This is a genomic window from Bifidobacterium choerinum, from assembly GCF_002761235.1.
Classification (GTDB): domain Bacteria; phylum Actinomycetota; class Actinomycetes; order Actinomycetales; family Bifidobacteriaceae; genus Bifidobacterium; species Bifidobacterium choerinum.
Genome location: NZ_CP018044.1, coordinates 1,942,922 through 1,961,294 on the forward strand (window position 1 = coordinate 1,942,922; position 18,373 = coordinate 1,961,294).

The window sequence follows — 18,373 nt, forward strand, 5'->3', positions numbered from 1 at the left end:
TCAACACCGAGCTCGGCATGTCGATCCAGATCGTCGCCCACGACCTCAACATGCTGCTGCCGATCCTCACCGGCGCCGTCTACCTGCTCGACGGCCACCCGCACTACGCACGGCTCAACGACGTGCTCGACTCGAAGCTGCTCACCCATCTGTACGGCACGAAGGTGCAGGTCGTGACGACGCCGCAGGGCGCCATGTTCGTCACGCCGAACATGGCCGAGCCGGGCGGATGCGACATGCACGACGCCGACGAGGTAGCGCGCTTCCACCATCACGGGCATGCCGGCGCACGCCCGCAGACCGATGGAGGAGCGACGCGATGAATCCCTTCACCTTCGACCCCGAATGGACGACGACGCTGACGACGCCGTTCATGGTCAACGCGTTCCTCGCCGGGCTGTGCATCGCCGCGGCGGCCGGCGTCGTCGGCTACTTCACGATCGCGAGGCATTCGACCTTCGCCGCGCACGCGATCGCGCACATCGGCCTGCCGGGAGCGACCGGCGCCGTGCTGCTGGGCCTGCCGGTCGCCGTCGGCCTCGGCGGCTTCGCACTCGCCGGCGCGCTCGTCATCGCCGCGCTCGGCAAGCGCGCCTCGGAGCGTGAGATCGCCACCGGCACCGTCCTCGCCTTCGCGACCGGTCTGGGCCTGTTCTTCGCGCGCATGTCGAGCTCCGCCTCGCAGCAGCTGCAGTCGATCCTCTTCGGCTCGATCCTGACGATCACCGACGACCAGATCGTCGGCTTCGCGATCTTCGACATCGTGCTGCTCGTCGTGATGGCGGTCATCTACCGCCCGCTGCTGTTCAGCTCGCTCGACGAGCAGGTCGCCCAGGCCAAGGGCGTGCCGATCGGCGTCATGAACGCGCTGTTCATGGCGGTTCTCGCCGGCGTCATCACGATCGCCGTGCCGGCCGTCGGCACGCTGCTGATCTTCGCGCTCGTCGTCACGCCGGCCGCGACCGCCACCGTCGTGACGACGACGCCGCTGCGCGCGATCGTCGCCTCGACGGCGCTGTGCCTCGTCTCGATCTGGGGAGGCCTCGTCCTCGCGGCGATGTTCCCCGCTCCCCCGAGCTTCGTCATCGTGACGCTGTCGACGCTGTTCTGGGGCATCGCGAAGGGCGTCGAGGCGCTGCGCCGTCGCGGCTGAGCGTTTCTTCCCGCGACGTGCGCGGCGGGACATGCGGCATGCGAAAGGGGCCGCACCCCACATATGGATGGAGGTGCGGCCCCTTTCGTATGCGCCGCTGCGATTCCCGCCGTCCGCGGAACGCTCAGTCGCGGCCGCCGACGTCCACGAGCGCCGTCGCGATCGCCGCAAGGCCCTCGCCCCGGCCGGTGAAGCCCATGCCGTCCGTCGTCGTCGCCGTCAGTGCGACCCGGCAGCCGCAGATCGCGGACATCGCATCCTCGGCCTGCCGTCGGCGCGGACCGATCTTCGGGCGGTTGCCGACGACGGTCACCGACGCGCTGGACGGGGCGCAGCCGTTCTCACGCAGGTGCCGCACCGTCTCGGCGAGCATCATGTCGCCGTGCATGCCGGCGCCTCGCGACGCGGCGCCCACGCCGAACAATGTACCGATGTCGCCCAGACCGGCCGCGGCGAGCAGCGCGTCGATGAGCGCATGCACCGCCACGTCGCCGTCCGAGTCGCCATCGACGCCGGCGCCGTCCCAGCGCAGCGTCGCGAGGAACAGCGGACGGCCGGCGTCGCAGGAGAAGCGGTGCGCGTCGAAGCCCAGCCCGCAGCGCGGCTCGGCGCTCACTTCTTCTTCGTCTTCTTGTTCTCGGCCTCGAGGCGCGCGAGCGTCTCGGACGCCGGCTCCTCGGGGGCCTGCGTGTGATGCCCGTCGTCGCCGGGCTGCGGGTCGCTGTAGCCGAGGTTGACGTCGAGCAGGCGCTGCGCCTCCTCCTCCTCGATCTTCTCCGACAACGCGATCTCCGAGGTCAGGATGCTGCGCGCCTTCGTCAGCATGCGCTTCTCGCCGGCGGACAGCCCGTGCTCGTCGACGTCGCGCTGCGCCAGGTCGCGCACGACCTCGGCGATCTTGTTGACGTCGCCGGTCGAGATCTTCTCGACGTTGAGCTTGTACCTGCGCGACCAGTTCATCTCCTTCTCGATGATCGGCGTGCGCAGGATCTCGAACACCTTCGCCACCTCGTCGCCGTCCACGATGTCGCGCACGCCGACCTTCTTCACGTTGTCGACGGGCACGAAGATCTCAAGGTCATCGGAGGAAAGCACCGAAAGCTTGAGATACTCACGCGTCACGCCCTTAACAGTCCGTTCGGTAATGGCCTCAATCTTCGCCGCGCCGTGACGCGGGTACACGACCATATCGCCGACCTTGTAGCCCATGAATCCTCCGTGAGAAAAAACAGAAACGCATATAATTATGTCATTTTGTGTGGACTTAGTGGAAGATTGGAAAAAAAGATGGGCAAAACCGCGAATCTGCTCGTGCCGCCGGGAAAACATGCGTATTCTCGGATACATGACAAACTTCACATTCAACGAGAAAGCCCTCGTCCCCGTCAACGGCGATCAGCTGGACGAGGTCAGCAAGGGCGCGTTCTACAACCCCCACGAGATCCTCGGCGCGCATCTGGGCGCCGCCGAGTTCCCCGACACCTGCACGATCCGCGTGCTGCGCCCGGGCGCGCAGTCCGTCACGATCGTCACCGCCGACGGTGAATACGCGATGAAGCACGAGCATAACGGCGTCTTCGTCGCGCTCGTGCCGGCCGTGAGGACGAAGGACGGCCGCAGCGTCCCCGACTACCGCATCCGCACCGTGCGCGCCGACGGCACGACCGTCGTCGAGAACGACCCCTACCGCTATCTGCCGACGATCGGCGACATGGACCTCTACCTGTTCGGCGAGGGACGCCACGAACGCCTGTGGGAGGCCATGGGCGCCCACGTGCGCCGCTACGACGACCCGCTCGGCGGCAACGACGGCACGAGGGGCGAGCGCGTCGTCGGCACCGCGTTCACCGTGTGGGCGCCGAACGCGCACGCCGTGCAGGTCGTCGGCGACTTCAACGGCTGGGACGGCACGTGCCACGCGATGCGCGAGCTCGGTTCGTCGGGCGTCTGGGAGCTCTTCGTCCCGGGCGTCGAGGCCGGCGAGATCTACAAGTTCCATATCCTCAACGCCTACAACAACTGGGAGATGAAGGCCGACCCGATGGAGCGCTCGCACGAGGTGCCCCCGCGCACCGGTTCGATCGTCGTCGACTCCACGCACGAATGGGGCGACGGCGACTGGATGAAGCGGCGCGCCGAGTCCGATCCGCATCAGGGTCCGGTGAGCATCTACGAGGTGCACGCCAACAGCTGGCGCAAGGACGTGCACGACTACCGCGAGCTCGCCGACAAGCTCGTACCTTATGTCCAGAAGCTCGGGTTCACGCATGTGGAGTTCATGCCGCTCGAGGAGTATCCCTTCGCCGGTTCGTGGGGCTATCAGGTCACCGGCTACTACGCCGTGGATTCGCGCCTCGGCGGCCCGGACGACTTCAAGTACCTCGTCGAGCGCCTCCATGAGGCCGGCATCGGCGTCATCATGGACTGGGTCCCGGCGCATTTCCCGAAGGACGCGTTCGCGCTGGGCCGCTTCGACGGCACGCCGCTGTACGAGGATCCCGACCCGACGCGCGGCGAGCATCCAGACTGGGGCACCTACATCTTCAACTTCGGCCGTCGCGAGGTGCGCAACTTCCTCGTCGCCGACGCATGCTTCTGGCTCGACGAATACCATATGGACGGCCTGCGCGTGGACGCGGTCTCCTCGATGCTCTACCTCGACTACAGCCGCGAGCCGGGCCAGTGGCATCCGAACAAGTTCGGCGGCCGCGAGAACCTCGAGGCGATCGACTTCATCAAGGAGGCGAACGCCACCGCGTACAAGAACAACCCGGGCGTCATGATGATCGCCGAGGAGTCGACCGCGTATCCGGGCGTCACGGCGCCGACCAGCCAGGGTGGCCTCGGCTACGGGCTCAAGTGGAACATGGGCTGGATGCACGACACGCTCGAGTACCTGCACGAGCAGCCGATCAACCGCAAGTGGCACCACAACGAGATCACGTTCTCGATGGTCTACGCGTATTCGGAGCATTATGTGCTGCCGATCAGCCATGACGAGGTCGTCTACGGCAAGGGCTCGCTGTTCGGCAAGATGCCGGGCGACGACTGGCAGCGCTACGCGGGCGTCCGCTCGCTGTTCGCCTACCAGTGGGCGCATCCGGGCAAGAACCTGACCTTCATGGGCAACGAACTCGCGCAGTACGGAGAATGGGACTACAACAGTCAGCTCGACTGGGACTGCCTCAACTGGCCGGACCACAGCGGCGTGCAGGCGCTCGTCGCCGACCTCAACAAGCTGTACAAGGATTCGCCGGCGCTGTGGAGCCAGGACTTCACGCCCGACGGCTTCCAGTGGCTGACGAGCGACGACGCCGACCACAACACGCTGAGCTTCGAGCGCATCGGCGCCCACGGCGAACGCATGGTCGTCGTCGTCAACTTCTCGGGCACCGCGTGGGCCGACTACCAGGTCGCGCTGCCCCTCGGCGGCCGCTGGAAGGAGGTCCTGACGACCGACGACAAGAAGTACGGCGGCTCAGACATCCACAACACGGACATCGAGGCGAACGCCGGCGCGTACCATTCGCGTGAATGGTCGACGCGCATCACGGTGCCGGCGCTCGGCGTCGTGTTCCTCGTCCCCGAGAACAACTGAACCGACAAAACCAAGGACTGGTGATTATGGTCGCACACGCACAGATGCCGTCTGCCTACACGATTCTCGTCGTGGAGGACGAGCCGACGCTCGCCACCGCCATCGCGCAACGGCTCATCGCCGAAGGCTGGAGGGCCCGCATCGCTTCGGACGGCATCAGCGCCGTGAAGGCGGCCGCCCAACTGCGTCCCGATCTGGTCGTCATGGACGTCATGCTTCCGGGCATGGACGGCATCGAGGCGACGAAGCACATCGTCGCGCAGCGCCCGGTGCCGGTGCTCATGCTCACGGCGCGCGACGCCGAGTCCGACGTCATCATCGGGCTCGGCGCCGGCGCCGACGACTACATGACCAAGCCGTTCTCGATGCGCGAGCTTGTCGCCCGTGCCAAGGCGCTGCTGCGCCGGGTCGAGCGCGCGAAGGTCATCGCGAGCAAATCGGAGCATGAGAAGATCCTCGACTTCGGCTCGCTCGTCATCGACCCGGCGACGCGCCGCGTGACGCTCGACGGCGAGACCGTGCATCTGACGCCAACCGAGTTCGATCTGCTGACGACGCTCGCGCGCAAACCGAAGTCGGTGCTCACGCGCGAGCAACTGCTCGAGGAGGTGTGGGACTGGGTGGACGCCTCCGGCACGCGCACCGTCGATTCGCATGTCAAGGCGCTGCGGCACAAGCTCGGCGCCGCGACGATCCGGACAGTGCACGGCGTGGGCTATGCCTTCGAGCCTCCGGAACAGTGATGAAGCACGAGAGTCCTACGGCATCGATGGGGCGCGCGCGGTCCGGGAAGGACGGCAAGCGCCCCCGCTTGTTCTCCTCGCTGTGCGCCGAACTGAGCGTGCTGATCGCGATCACGACCGTCCTCGCCTTCCTCATCGCATGGATGCTCGACATCATCGGCATCAACAGTTGGATGGCGATGCCGCTGACGATCACCATCACGCTGATCTTCATGTACTGCACGTCGCGCAGCTTCACACGCCCGCTTCGGCAGATGCGCGACGCCGCCGAATCGATGGCCCAAGGCGACTACTCCGCACGCGTGCGCCTGCGCAAAAGCACGAACGACGAGATCGGACAGCTCGCAAGGTCCTTCAACGTGATGGCCGAGGAGCTCGAGCACGCCGACCAGATGCGCCGCGACATGATCGCGAACGTGAGCCATGAGCTGCGCACGCCGGTCTCGGCGCTGCAGGCGATGGTCGAGAACATGGCCGACGGCGTCGTCGAGCCCACGCCGGCGAACATGGAGAACATCCTCAAGCAGACGCATCGCCTGTCCGACTTCATCTCCTTCCTGCTCGACATGTCGCGCGTCGAGGCCGGCGCCTCGAGCCTCGAGCTTGAGCGCCTCAACGTCGCCGAGCTCATCGACGAGACCGTCGGCCCGCTCGAATACGCCGACGCCGGCCATGGGCACACGATCGAGCAACGCGTCCCCGACGACCTCGTCGTCGAAGGAGACGAGGCGAGGCTGCGCCAGCTGCTGACGAACATCATCGCGAACGCGCTCAAGCATTCTCGCGACGACACGGCCGTGCTCGTCGAGGCGCACGCCGGCGAGCACGGCAACACGGTGATCATCAACGTCGTCAACTTCGGCTCGGACATCCCCAAGGAGGTGCGCGACGACATCTTCCGCCGTTTCGTCAAGGGGACGTCCGGCCCCGGCACCGAGTCCGGCGGCACCGGCCTCGGCCTGTCGATCGCGCGGTGGGCGGCGAAGCTGCACGGCGGCACCGTCCAGGTCGTCGACGACCCGCGCGGCGTCGACTTCGAGATTACATTGCCGGTGAGGCCTCCCGAGCCGCAGCCGCGTCAGGAGACGGCGACGGGGAGGAACACGGAGGCCGCCTACGACGGCCAGTGATCCCACGGAACCCCGTCATATGCGGAGCGGGGCGCGGACATCAGGTCTGCGCCCCGCTCCGCATATCCGGACGTCGTCACCACCGCCGCTCCCCGGGATGCCCCCGCGCGTCTTCGACGGCGGTGCCGTCGTCTTCGTCGATGGCCTTCGGCGGCGTGTAGGCGAGCGCGAGCGCGGTGAGCACATCGTGGCCGGCGTCGGCGAGCGCGTCGGCGCAGGCGCCGATCGTCGCCCCGGTCGTGACGATGTCGTCGAGCAGGATGAGCGGCGTGCCGGGTGCGGGCGGGCGTATGGCGTCGTCGACGGCGATGTGGCCGTGGATGCGGCGCATGCGGTCGCGTGCGCCGTGGGTCTGGACGGATTTGCCGTGAACGGCGCGCACCTGCAGCATCGGCAGCGTGCAGGTGTCGGGCAGGCCGTGGCTGCGGCAGTGCGCGGCGAGCATGTCGGCGAGCGGGTCGAGGTGGCGTCGTCCGCGGCGGCGTATGGAGCGTGGCGATGAGGGCGCCGGTATGATGCCGACGCCGGTCGGCGCGGGGTTGAGGGTGGCGAGAAGCGGCGCGGCGACCGTGTCGAAGAGGTCGGTGAGGGCGTCGGCGAGTGGCTGGTCGGCTTCGGCGTCGCCGTGGTCCTTCCATGAGAGGATGGCGTGTCGGATGGCGCCGTGGTAGGTGCCGCAGGCGACGCCGTGTCCGGCGGCGGCCTGTGGCAGCGTGAAGGCGGTGGGGTCGTGCAGTGCGCGGGCGCATTGGTCGCACAGGATGGCGTCGGGGCGCCCGCAGCCGGCGCATCCGCGTGGCAGCAGGATGTCGCGCAGCTGTCGCCATGTGGCGGCGGCGTGTCGTGCCGTGGTGCCCGTCATGCGCATCGTGGGTCCTGTCTCGTGTCCCGGGGTCGGGTCGCCGTTCAGTGGCGCAGGCGCGTGTTGATGGCGTCGATGAGGCGCAGCGTGGCTTCGGGGCCGGTGACGCGGATGGCGATTGTGCCGGCGGCGGCGGCCGGGTAGTCGTTGCCGTCGGGGTCCATGCGGTCGCCGATGAAGGCGATCGAGCCGACGTCGACGCCGGTGGCGTGGGCGAGTTCGCGCACGGCGTAGGCCTTGTCGATGTCGCGCGCGGAGATGTCGACGCTGGTGGAGCCGCCGGAGCGTACCTTGAGGTTGGGCAGGTCGCGCTGGACGGCTTCGGCGAGGCGGTTCTTCTTCGTGTTGTCGGGGTCCCAGCGCTCCTTGGCTTCGACGGGGGCCTGCTGGCCGAGCGCGGAGTAGGTAATCTGGCTGCCGCGGTCCTCGATGATGGGTCCCCAGCCGTGGTCAGTCCAGATGCCCTGTTCGCGTGCGCGGCGTTCGAGGGATGCGATGGCGGCGGCGCGGTCGGCCGCGCTCAGGTCGCGTTCGTAGACCTTCGTCCATGCGGCGCCGTCCCAGCGGTAGTAGCGTGTGCCGGTCGTGGGCATGAGATGCAGGTTGACGCGGTCGGCGCCGGAGGCGAGCATGTCGGTGACCTGGCTTTCGATGAGCGGCATGACGCCGCCGGAGACGATGGCGACCGGGAGCAGCGTCGTCAGTTCGCTCAGCGCCTGCGCGATGTCGGCGTGCATCGGCTTCTTCGAGCGTGCGAGCGTGCCGTCGAGGTCGAAGGCGGCGACGCGCATGCGTCGGCACAGCGCGTCGACGTCCACGGCGGCGCTGTCGGCAATGTTGGGTTCGGTCATCCTCATCACTTCCCCGTTCCTGTTCCTGACCATCCTTGTATCCTACCGTGCCTGCGCGATGGGCGCGGCCTGTGGGGCGGTCGGCCTACAGTGGAGGCCATGACCCAGCTTCCTTGGAACGCCAAAGTGTATCGCAACCGCCATGGCCGCGGGATGCGCACGCCGATGTTCGGCACGCGTCTGCCGCGCTACCGTACGCGCTCCGGTCTCTTCGACGATCTCGTCGTCGCGCAGATCCGGCGTCTGTCGGCCGCGTGGCCGGAGCTTGTGCGGCCGTTGCAGTTTGCCATCGAGGATGTGCCGCCGTCGTCGCCGGCGCCGTGGGAGTCCGAGCCGCGGCTGTGCTCGCAGGCCTTCCCCGCCGAGCATGGCAGTCCGGCGCGCATCGTGCTGTACCGGCTGCCGATCCAGACACATGCGGCGAACCGCACCGACCTGCAGCTGGCGATTCGAGACGAGATCGTCGCGTCGATCGCCGAGCTCTACGGTCGGCGCCCCGACGAGATCGACCCCGACTTCGGCCTGTGACGGCCGCTCAGCGCACGATGCCCGGATCGTTGAAGGCGTGCACAAGCTGGCGCGGCACGGCGAGGCTCGTCGCCGGCACGTAGGCGAGCGCCGCAGTCTTCGCGTCGCGCAGCTTCGCGTTCGTCACGAACGCGCCCCAGACGATCGCCGGGTCGGCGTCGTCGACACGGATCGCGGCGACGTCCTTGCCGAGGTCGTCGGCGTCGAGGGTCGTCGACGAATCGGCGTCCACCTTGACCTGTCTGGTGCCGGTCTCCTCGCCGTGTGCGTCGTAGCCGGTGAAGGTGACCGTCGCACGCCCCTCGCCCATGTTGGCGATCGCGAGCGTCGCGTCGATGCCGGCCGGCAATGCGAGCGCGGACTGCGCGTAGGCGGTGTGCGCGTCGATGACGGCGTAGTCGCGTCGCCCGTCGGCGCCTTCGACGGCGCTTTGGGCGGTGATCGAGCAGGGGGCGTCGCTTTGCGCGAGGATCGCGTGGGCGTCCTTGGGCCGGTCCTTGAGTTCCTTGAGCGCGACCTTGCCGCCGCGGACGTCGAGGCGGCCGAGGTCGACCAGGCCGTGGTCGCTCATCCACGACAACGTGACGGTGGCGTCCTTGTCGGCGTAGGCGCTCAGCGTCGTCGAGGCGTCGGCGTCGGGAAGCATGATCGTCTGCGTCGTGGCGGCCTGGGGCAGCGGCGTCACGTAGTCGTTGCCGTGCGGCGTCAGACCGTCCATCGCGCTGGAGCGTACGACGGCGCCGACCGGCGCGTCGTGGCTGGTGACCTCTACGTAGAGTCCCTGCTCGTCGGGTGCGGCCGCGTTGAGCAGCATGTCATCCTCACCGTCGGCGCCGACGGTGAGGATGGACGACGTGGCCGGCGTGATCCTGCCTCCTTTGACGCCCCAGATCGCGATGTCGACGCTGGTGGGCTTGTCGGCGGGGTTGGCGACGACGAGCTGCTGTGTGTTGCCGGTCGTCGTGCTGGGCACGAGGAAGCGTTGGGTGAGGGCGGGCGTCACGCAGGAGGCGGCGGCTATGCCGGTGATGTCGCCGGTCGTCGCCCATGAGGCGACTGCGCCGGCCGAGCCGGTGCCGTCGGTTGCGCTCAGCAGCCGCGTGTCGAGCATCGTGGCGTCGTCGTCCTTGTCCTGGCCGGCGATGAAGACGTCGGCGTCGTCCTTGCCGTCCGCCCCTTCGAGGACGAGACCGTCCGTCGCGTCCCCGGCGCCGAGCGCGTCGGCTTGGGCGTGGAAGACCGAGCCGAAGGCCGCGTAGCGGCGGGCCGAGGCGAGGTCGCCGGTCGAGGTGTGGAACTCCTCGTCGCCGTAGGATTCCGTGTCGGCGATCGTCATCGCGGCCGGGCAGTAGCGCAGCGTCTGCTGGGCGCTGGCCTGTTCGGAGACGGATGCGTCGGCGACCGTGGGCGCGTCGTGCGCGCCGGAGCGGGGCGGCACGACCGTCAGCGCGGCGAACAGCGCGATGACGGCGACGCTCGTCACGGCCGTCGTCACGACGGTGCGCGTGCGGTGCGCGAAGTCGTCGAGACGGTTCGGTTCCTCGCTCATTGCTGATCCTCCTTGCTGATGCCGTGGCTGCGTGGTATCGCGATGATGCCGTAGATCGCGACGAGGATCGCGAGGCACCACAGCCATGCGGTGCGCCAGGGGCTCGTCTCCATGCGCAGCTGGGCGTCCATGTCGATGTGCTGTCCGGCCGTCGCGTCGAGCGTGAGCCGGTAGTACGTGCCCTGCGCGTTGCTGACGACCTCCTGCGTGCCCTGGGATGCGGTCACGTTCGCCTGAAGCTGTTCGCCTGCGCGCGCGCTCAGGTCGCGCCCCTCGTCGGTGACGACGTAGATGCCGCCGAAGCCGAGGTCGGACAGCTGGCGTATCGCGTCGTTGTCGCTGTTGGCGAGCAGCCGGGCGGCGATGTGGGCGAGCTGTTCGTCGTCGGTGTGCTCCTCGTGGCCGAAGGCGCGGCTGACACGCCATGCGGCGGAGCTGTCGATCAGATCGCCGCGCCCGGTGCGCATCGCCGTGTAGGCGACGGTGTCGGCGTTCGTGGCGGCCAGCGCGAGCACGCGCCGGTCGGGGTCCTGCGCCAGATAGTCCTGGGCGACCATCGGCAGGCCGGATCCGGCGATGGCGACGCCTCCGGCGTTGGCCGTCTGGACGCCGAACAGCAGGCACACGGCCGTCATCGCCGTCAGGAACAGCGTGACGGCGCCCTGCACGAGCGTCGTCGCGCCGAAGCGTCGCATGTGGTCGGTCACGAGACGGTGGAAGGGCGTGACGCCCGGGCCGGCCGCCATCGCCACGCAGGCGAGCATGCCGCACGCGGCGAGCGCGACGCCCGGCAGCACCGATCCGGCGGCCGCGCCGTCAGGCGTGACGGCGATGACGACAACGGCGGAGGTGACGGCGAGCATGAGGCCGCACAGCGTCACCGTCCACAGGATGCGGCATGGGCGCAGCATGCCGGGGCGCAGCAGCGTGAGCAGCGCGATGACGGCGCATACGGCGCAGCACAGCACGATCAGCGTGCGCAGGGGGTCGGCGCACGAGAGCATCGCCGGCCATGACGGCGCGGCCTCGAGGCCGAAGGCGCGCCACACCATCGTCGTCAGCCCGATCGCCTCGGGCTCGCCGTTGACGGGGCGCGTCGGGACCATGACGTCGCCGAACAGCTGGCGCCACATGCCGTCGCCGGCGTAGCGCACCGCGTTGACGAGCGTCGGGGCAAGCGCGAACGCGGCGGGCAGCGGGATGAGCAGCAGCATGAGCCGGTGGCGGCGCACGAAGACGAGGAACGCGACGAAGATGACGACGAGCGCGAGCAGCAGCTGCGGCTCGGCGGCGACGGCCGGGATGAACAGCAGCGCGGCGGCTGCGGCGGCCTGCACCGACGAGCGCGGGTTGACGGGGTCCTCGGTGCGGTACATGCCGACGGCCTTGAACGACAGCGCGAGCGCGGCCGGCAGGAACGTCATGACGGTGAGCATCGGCAGGTTCGCCGTGTCGTACAGGCCGAAGGCGAGCGACAGGCCGTACCAGCACAGCGCGGAGGCGACGCGGATCGGGTTGGATCGGGTGACGACGCCGGCGAGCGCCCAGAACGACAGGACGCCGGCGGGCGCGGACAGGAAGAAGACGAGGGCGAGCGCCGCGGCGACGTGGCCGCCAGTGAGCACGGACGCGGCCATGAGCACGAGCAGCCACGGCGACGGCGGGGCGGGGACGCCGGTGCCGACGCCGTAGACCCATGGCGTCGTGGCGGCCTCGGCGAGCTGGCGGAACGTCGCGGATGTCGGCAGCAGCCGCGTCGAGAGCATCGAGGCGTCGGAGAACGCGTGGCGCAGGATCGGCCAGTACATCGCGGCCGTCGCTCCGAAGGCTAGCAGCGCGGCGGCGAGCGCCCACGCCCAACGCCGGATGCGCCGGTGGCGCAGGTGGACGAGGGCGAGCGGGTCGAGGATGACGTTGCTGCGCTGGTCGTCGAAGGCGCGCGAGCGGGCCTTCCATTGGCGTATCTGGCGGCGGTCGGCGATCAGCGGCGCGATCTGGGAGCGCGGGCGCCGGCCCGCGGCGGCGACGCGGTGGCGTGCGGCGAGCGCGCCGGGGACGGCGACGAGCGCGGCCCAGGGCATGACGAGGCGGCACATCGCCCGGTAGGGGCGTTTGCGGAACAGCAGCGAGACGGCGCCGACGAGCGCGGCGGCGAGCGAGACGACCCACAGCAGCGGCCACCATGGGGCGGCCATGTCGGTCATCGCGTATTTCTGCGCGCCGACGAGCTGCGCCATCGACGAGTCGACGGCGGCGTCGGGTTCGATCGCCCCGCCGTCGCGCGTGCGCACGCCGTCGTAGCGTGCGCGCCGGTGCGCGATGCGAGCCCCGGGCACGACGACGACGCGGCGGCCGGACAGGCACAGGCGCCGGCAGAAGTCCTCGGATTCGTCGAAGGTGCCGAACCACGGGTTGACGCCGTGCACGGCGGCGAGCGTGTTGACGGGCACGAGGGCGCCGGCGAGCGAGACGGAGAAGACGTCGCGCCGTCCGTCGTACTGCTCCTGGTCGGGTTCGCCGTCGACGACGAGCGAGACGACGCGTCCGCGCGCCGCGTAGCAGCCGACATCGTGCAGGGCGCGGCCCTCCCAGTCGAGCTGCTTGGCGCCCAGCAGCGCCGCCGTCGGCGAGTTCGCCCATGCGTCGAGGAGCCGTTCGAGGCAGCGCTCGTCGGCGGGGCGGGATTCGTCGTGCAGCAGCCACAGCGTCTTCGTCGACGTGTCCACCTGCGCGTTGCGCAGCACCTTCGCGACGGCGTCGGCGAAGGAGCGCGCCTGGGCGACGCGGACGATCTGGATCGAGATGCGCTGCGGCTCGGGCATCGTCTCGAGCACGTCCTCCTTCGTCGGGATGATCTCGAAGCTCGTCTGCACGGACTGCACGGTGCGCCCCGAGCAGTCGGCGATGACGATCGTGGACGGCAGCACGCTCTGGGCGAGCACGGCGCGGAAGGTGCGGGGCAGGTAGCGCAGGTCGTCCTCGACGGTGATGACGGCCGTCACGTTCGGCTCGGCGCGCTGGCTGTGCGAATACGGCCGCGCCGCCAGTGCGGCGCCGATGATGCGCTGGATCTCACTGTTGCCCGAGAGTGTCATGCGTCCCAGTGTACGCAGAAGGGTATATCCGCCCGCCGGCCGCCCCCGGGCGCCGCGCGGGCTCCCCCGCACGGCTTTCTCACCGTCATGTCCTATAATCGCATACGATTGCACGTCGTCGGCATGGGGCCGTGCGCGCGCATGGGGACCCCGCGACGGGGAACGACGCACGAAAGGTGGACCGTTGGCCTCTCATACCGCGAAGAAGACACGAGAAGCGTATCTGGGCAGCTCCCGCAAGGCGAGGCCGCGGCACAGCGCCGTGGCGTGGCGCATCCGCCACCGCGCGCTCGCCGCCGTCGCCTGCGTCGTCGCCGCCGCGCTCGTGTTCGCGGGCACGGCCGTGGCCTCCATCTGGATCAACCTCAACAACGCCGTCCAGGAGGGCGCCGTCAAGACCGTCTTCGCCGATGAGGAGAAGCTCGACCCCAACGAGGGGCGCCCGATCAAGTTCGTCCTCATCGGCCAGGACACGCGCGACGACGGCAACGCGGAGCTGTCCGGCGGCATGCACGACGGCGAGGACGGCCTGCACAACGCCGACACGACGATGGTCGTCGACATCAGCGCCAAGCGCGACTTCATCAACATCGTCTCGATTCCGCGCGACTCGATCGTCGACGTGCCCGACTGCCGCACGAGCGACGGCAAGGACATCCCCGCCCAGTACGGCGTCATGTTCAACTCGGTGTTCTCCACCGCCTACCGCGAGGGCGGCGACCTGTCGACGGCGGCGAGCTGCACGGTGACGGCCGTCAACGCGCTCACCGGCATGCACATCACGAACTTCGTCGTCGTCGACTTCAAGGGCCTGTCCGGCATGATCGACGCGATCGGCGGCGTCGACGTGTGCATCCCGGTCGACACCGTCGACGCGAACACCGACATGGACCTCAGGAAGGGCATGCGCCACCTCGACGGACGCCAGGCGACGAACTACGCGCGCATGCGCCACGGCACCGGCACCGACGGCAGCGACATCATGCGCACGACGCGCCAGCAGTACCTCGTCAAATCGCTGATCGCCGAGGCGATATCGAAGAACATGTTCACGCAGACGAGCGAGCTCTACCAGCTCGCGCTCGCCGCGATCCGCTCGCTCAACATCAGCTCCGGCATGGCCGACACGAACGCGCTCGTCGCGCTCGCGCTCAGCCTGCGCCACCTCGACGTCTCGCACGTGTACGCGCAGACCGTCCCCGTCGTGCCCGCGCCCTTCGACCCGAACCGCGTCGTGTGGGCCGACAACGCCGCCGAGGTCTGGCAGCGGCTGCGCGACGACCGCCCGCTGTACGGCGACGACGCCGCCGACGCCTCCCCCGCCCCGGAATCCACGGCGAAGGACGACGCGGACGGCAAGGACAAGGACGACGAGACGACGCCGACGCCCGAGGCCGACGACGCGGCCACGGACACGCCGTCGGCTACGCCCTCGGCGAAGCCGCAGCCGACCGTCGACCCGAAGACCGGCCTGATCAAGCGTGAGGACGGCACGCTCATCGACCCGAACACGAACGGCGTCGTCGACCCCGAGAACGGTTCGATCCGCGACCCCGAGACCGGCCAGTACATCGGCATCGCCTACCAGTACCTCAACACGACCATCTGCTCGGTGCCCGCCAAGAGCGAATGAGCGCGATGACACAGACGGCCGGCTACGACGGCCCGCGGCACGATGACGGCGCGACGCGCCCAGTGGAGGAACGATGAGCAACACCGATGAGCCGACGACACCGCCGAGCTTCGCACCACGGCCGCGCCGCAGGCGCGACGACGCGCAGGCCGCGTCACACCGCTTCGGGACACGGGACGCGACGGCCGCCTCCGTGCCGCCGAGCTTCGCGCCGCGCAGCCGGAGCGCAGCCGGGACGCGGCGGGGCGAACCGGCGCATCCCGACGCGCCGGCCCCATCTGCACCATCCGCACAGCCCGCATCGATCCCGCCGCGCACGACGGCGCGCCGCGCCACGGCCGTCCGCCGCGAGACTCCGGCGGCCGCCGGCCACACACGCACCGCGCAGGCGGCGAACCGTCCGGCGGCCGCGACCGCCGTGGCGCGCGCGCCACGCCCCCCAAGGCCGCACCGCGCGCGCAGGATCGCCGTGGCGGTCCTCGCGACGCTGCTCGCCGCCGCCCTGATCGCGGGTCTGAGCGCCTGGCACTGGGTCGACTCGGGCCTGCGCCGCGCCGACTGGCTCACCGCCAGGCCCTCCGGACCGGCGACCTCATGGCTGATCCTCGGCTCGGACGAACGCGACGGCACGACCGGCCAGGACGGCACGACCGGCGAACGCACCGACACGATCCTCGTGCTCACCAAGCCGAAGAACGGGCCCAGCTCGCTGATTTCGATCCCGCGCGACTCGCTCGTCGAGGTCGACGGCGCGCTGAGCAAGATCAACGCCGTGCTCGGCCTGTACGGCAGGAAGTCGCTCGTCGCGAAGATCGAGGACATCACCGGACAGAAGATCGACCACGTCGCGAAAATCAACTTCGGCGGCCTGACGACGATCGTCGACGCGCTCGGCGGCGTCGAGCTGTGCTACGACCAGGACGTCGACGACGAGAAGTCCGAGATGCACTGGAAGGCGGGCTGCCACGTCGTCGACGGCAAGCAGGCGCTCGCGTTCTCTCGTATGCGCTACTCCGACCCCCAGGGCGACTTCGGCCGCGCCCAGCGCCAGCGCCAGGTCATTGGCGCGATCGCGAAGAAGGCCGCCTCCCCCTCGACGCTGCTCAACATCCCCAAGCTCACGCGCGTCGGCGACGCGGCGATGGCGGCGATCAGCGTCGATGAACGGGCGACGCCGGCGACGATGGCGCGCATGCTGCTCGCCTTCCGCGACGCATCCGGCGCCGGCGGCATCACCGGCACCGTGTACTGGACCGACCCCGGCTACTACGTCGACGGCGTCGGCTCGTCGGTGCTGCTCGACGACGCGCGCAACACCGAACTGTTCAAGCAGCTCGTCGACGGCACGCACAAGGCCGGCGTCGTCGGCACGCAGTCCGAGCAGCAGGTCTGACGCCACGCCCACGGCGCAACCGGGCGCGCACGACCCGCCGACGGTTTGGCGGCGCGCGGCGCGACGGCGCAAGCTGTGCGCATGGACGGCAGGACGAAGGACGCGGCGAAACGGGAGCGGACGGGGCGCCGTGTGCGCATGTGCGCCTACGGCGCCCCGCTCGCGGCGCAGTGCGTCATGCTCGCCATGCTGCTGGCCGGCCGCCAATGGCTGTTCGCGATGATGACCGCCTCGGGCTGCGTCGCCACGCTCGCCTCGCTCGTGCTCATGGCGTCGGGACGGCATGAAAGCCGATCCGACGACGCCGGATGGACCATGGAGCCGCATGCGCCGCCGGGACGCGGCGCGGGCGCGGACGACGCCGCATCGTCCGCGCCGATCACCCCGATACCGCTGGCCGACGTGCTCGGATTCGGCGGCGACGCCGCCCCGTTCCGTTCGATCGCGCACCGCTGGTGTGTCGCCGACGGCGGCTGCCGCGCCCCGGTGGGCGCCGACGCGCACGGACGGGCCGCCGTCATCGACCTCGCGTGCTTCGGCCCTCACGCGATCGTGGCGGGCACGACCGGCTCGGGCAAGTCGGTGCTGCTGCAGGACTGGTGCCTGGCGCTCGCATGCCGCTACCCGCCGTGGCGCGTCCAGTTCGTGCTGCTCGACTTCAAGGGCGGTTCGGCGATGGACGCGCTCGCCGGCCTGCCGCATGTGCGCGGATGCGTCAACGACCTCGACCTCGCCTACGCGAAGCGCGCGCTGCTCGCGCTCGAACACGAGCTGACGCGCCGCGAACGACTCGCGGCCGCACGGGGCGTCGCCAACCTGATGGACATGGCCGACCCACCGGCCAGGCTCGTCGTCGTCGTCGACGAGTTCCACATGCTCACCGGGCAGCTGCCCGACCTCGCCGGCCGGCTCACACGCATCGCGTCGCTGGGCCGTTCGCTCGGCATGCATCTGATCGTGTGCACGCAGAACCCGCTCGGCGAGATCGGCGCGCCGATGAAGGCGAACATGGCGCTGCGCATCTGCCTGCGCGTGCGCGACATGATGCAGTCGCAGGAGATGCTCGGCGCCGCCGACGCCGCCGGGCTGCGCGTCACCGAGCCGGGAGCCGCGATCGCGCGCATCGATGACGTGCTCGTGCGGCTGCGCTGTGCGTGCGACCCCGATCCCGACCGCCTCGTCGCCGAGATCGGACGCGCCTCGCAGGTGCATGGCCGGCGCGGCGGGCCGCCGCTGTTCACGGCGCCGCTGCCCCGCCTCGTGCATGCCGGCGACGTCGCGGCGCCGCCGGGCGCGATCGCGATCGGCCTCGAGGACGACGGTGTCGCCGTCGGACAGTGCCTGTTCGACCCGTCCGACGGCAATCTCGCCGTCGTCGGACGTCCCGGCCGCGGCCGCACGACGCTGCTGGAGACGATCGGGGAAGGCGCCCGGGCGACCGGCGCCGACGTCGTGTGCATCGACGACGCCGACGCCTGGTTCGATCCCTTCGTCGCCGATCCCGAGGCCGCCCGCATCCAGGAGCTCGTGTGCTCGGGACGACGCTGCGTCGTGTTCGCGCTCGGCTCGTCGCGGAGGCTGCGCGTGCCCGAGCATTGCACGCGCCGCCTCGTCTTCCCGGTCGGCGAGCGCGCCGTCGACCTCGCCGACGGCATCCCGGCGGGCATCGTCGACGCGTTGACGGCCGAGGACCTGCGCACGCCGGGGCGCGGCGTGCTTATCGAGGCGGGCCGTGCCCGGCTCGTGCAGTGCGCCGTGCGATGAAGGGCCGTGTGCGGCCCTTTTCGCGCGGGGTCTTGAAATCGCGCCGGTTATTGCCTAGCATGAGCAACGTAATC

Annotated in this window: 14 protein-coding genes; 8 read left to right on the forward strand and 6 right to left on the reverse strand. The window is 69.8% G+C overall.

Annotated features, from left to right (window positions below):
• Positions 1 to 319: 319 nt before the first annotated feature.
• Positions 320 to 1,153, forward strand: coding sequence for a metal ABC transporter permease (locus BcFMB_RS08050; RefSeq protein WP_099721507.1), 834 nt, complete (start codon positions 320 to 322; stop codon positions 1,151 to 1,153).
• Between the two features lie 124 nt (positions 1,154 to 1,277).
• Here BcFMB_RS08050 and ispF read toward each other — a convergent pair whose 3' ends face one another.
• Both ispF and BcFMB_RS08060 read right to left on the reverse strand, forming a co-directional pair.
• Positions 1,278 to 1,769 (reverse strand): 2-C-methyl-D-erythritol 2,4-cyclodiphosphate synthase, encoded by a 492-nt coding sequence (gene ispF / locus BcFMB_RS08055; RefSeq protein WP_099721508.1) that lies wholly within the window; start codon positions 1,767 to 1,769, stop codon positions 1,278 to 1,280.
• On the reverse strand, positions 1,766 to 2,362 hold the full coding sequence (locus BcFMB_RS08060; protein WP_024541264.1) for a CarD family transcriptional regulator: 597 nt from the start codon (positions 2,360 to 2,362) through the stop codon (positions 1,766 to 1,768). The genes ispF and BcFMB_RS08060 overlap by 4 nt, the downstream gene beginning before the upstream one ends.
• 136 nt (positions 2,363 to 2,498) lie before the next feature.
• Between BcFMB_RS08060 and glgB the strand changes: the two genes are divergently transcribed.
• The 3 genes from glgB to BcFMB_RS08075 are packed head-to-tail and all read left to right on the forward strand — an operon-like array spanning position 2,499 to position 6,624.
• The gene (gene glgB, locus BcFMB_RS08065) at positions 2,499 to 4,751 is read left to right on the forward strand and encodes a 1,4-alpha-glucan branching protein GlgB (protein ID WP_099721766.1); all 2,253 of its coding nucleotides are present in this window, start codon (positions 2,499 to 2,501) and stop codon (positions 4,749 to 4,751) included.
• 26 nt (positions 4,752 to 4,777) lie between these two features.
• Positions 4,778 to 5,494, forward strand: a complete 717-nt coding sequence (locus BcFMB_RS08070) for a response regulator transcription factor (RefSeq protein WP_029675618.1) — start codon at positions 4,778 to 4,780, stop codon at positions 5,492 to 5,494.
• Complete coding sequence (locus BcFMB_RS08075; protein WP_418214993.1) at positions 5,494 to 6,624, forward strand: sensor histidine kinase; 1,131 nt, start codon at positions 5,494 to 5,496, stop codon at positions 6,622 to 6,624. The genes BcFMB_RS08070 and BcFMB_RS08075 overlap by 1 nt, the downstream gene beginning before the upstream one ends.
• A 76-nt stretch (positions 6,625 to 6,700) precedes the next feature.
• On the opposite strand, the gene BcFMB_RS08080 is transcribed toward BcFMB_RS08075, so the two are convergent.
• Both BcFMB_RS08080 and BcFMB_RS08085 read right to left on the reverse strand, forming a co-directional pair.
• Positions 6,701 to 7,486 carry a ComF family protein gene (locus tag BcFMB_RS08080; RefSeq protein WP_193345751.1) on the reverse strand — a complete coding sequence of 262 codons (786 nt, stop codon included), beginning with the start codon at positions 7,484 to 7,486 and terminating at the stop codon, positions 6,701 to 6,703.
• A 44-nt stretch (positions 7,487 to 7,530) separates the two neighbouring features.
• Positions 7,531 to 8,337 carry an HAD-IIB family hydrolase gene (locus tag BcFMB_RS08085; protein WP_099721510.1) on the reverse strand — a complete coding sequence of 269 codons (807 nt, stop codon included), beginning with the start codon at positions 8,335 to 8,337 and terminating at the stop codon, positions 7,531 to 7,533.
• A gap of 99 nt (positions 8,338 to 8,436) precedes the next feature.
• Between BcFMB_RS08085 and BcFMB_RS08090 the strand changes: the two genes are divergently transcribed.
• Positions 8,437 to 8,865, forward strand: a complete 429-nt coding sequence (locus tag BcFMB_RS08090; protein WP_099721511.1) for a metallopeptidase family protein — start codon at positions 8,437 to 8,439, stop codon at positions 8,863 to 8,865.
• 7 nt (positions 8,866 to 8,872) lie between these two features.
• Here BcFMB_RS08090 and BcFMB_RS08095 read toward each other — a convergent pair whose 3' ends face one another.
• Both BcFMB_RS08095 and BcFMB_RS08100 read right to left on the reverse strand, forming a co-directional pair.
• On the reverse strand, positions 8,873 to 10,414 hold the full coding sequence (locus BcFMB_RS08095; RefSeq protein ID WP_099721512.1) for a DUF5719 family protein: 1,542 nt from the start codon (positions 10,412 to 10,414) through the stop codon (positions 8,873 to 8,875).
• A complete protein-coding gene (locus BcFMB_RS08100) occupies positions 10,411 to 13,509 on the reverse strand; it encodes a glycosyltransferase family 2 protein (RefSeq protein WP_099721513.1) in 3,099 nt (1,032 codons plus the stop codon). The genes BcFMB_RS08095 and BcFMB_RS08100 overlap by 4 nt, the downstream gene beginning before the upstream one ends.
• A 184-nt stretch (positions 13,510 to 13,693) precedes the next feature.
• Between BcFMB_RS08100 and BcFMB_RS08105 the strand changes: the two genes are divergently transcribed.
• From BcFMB_RS08105 to BcFMB_RS08115, 3 genes are all read left to right on the forward strand, one after another.
• Positions 13,694 to 15,142 (forward strand): LCP family protein, encoded by a 1,449-nt coding sequence (locus BcFMB_RS08105; RefSeq protein ID WP_418214994.1) that lies wholly within the window; start codon positions 13,694 to 13,696, stop codon positions 15,140 to 15,142.
• A gap of 73 nt (positions 15,143 to 15,215) precedes the next feature.
• Positions 15,216 to 16,535 (forward strand): LCP family protein, encoded by a 1,320-nt coding sequence (locus BcFMB_RS08110; RefSeq protein ID WP_099721514.1) that lies wholly within the window; start codon positions 15,216 to 15,218, stop codon positions 16,533 to 16,535.
• 81 nt (positions 16,536 to 16,616) lie between these two features.
• Positions 16,617 to 18,299, forward strand: coding sequence for an FtsK/SpoIIIE domain-containing protein (locus BcFMB_RS08115; RefSeq protein WP_099721515.1), 1,683 nt, complete (start codon positions 16,617 to 16,619; stop codon positions 18,297 to 18,299).
• The last annotated feature ends 74 nt before the right edge of the window (positions 18,300 to 18,373 follow it).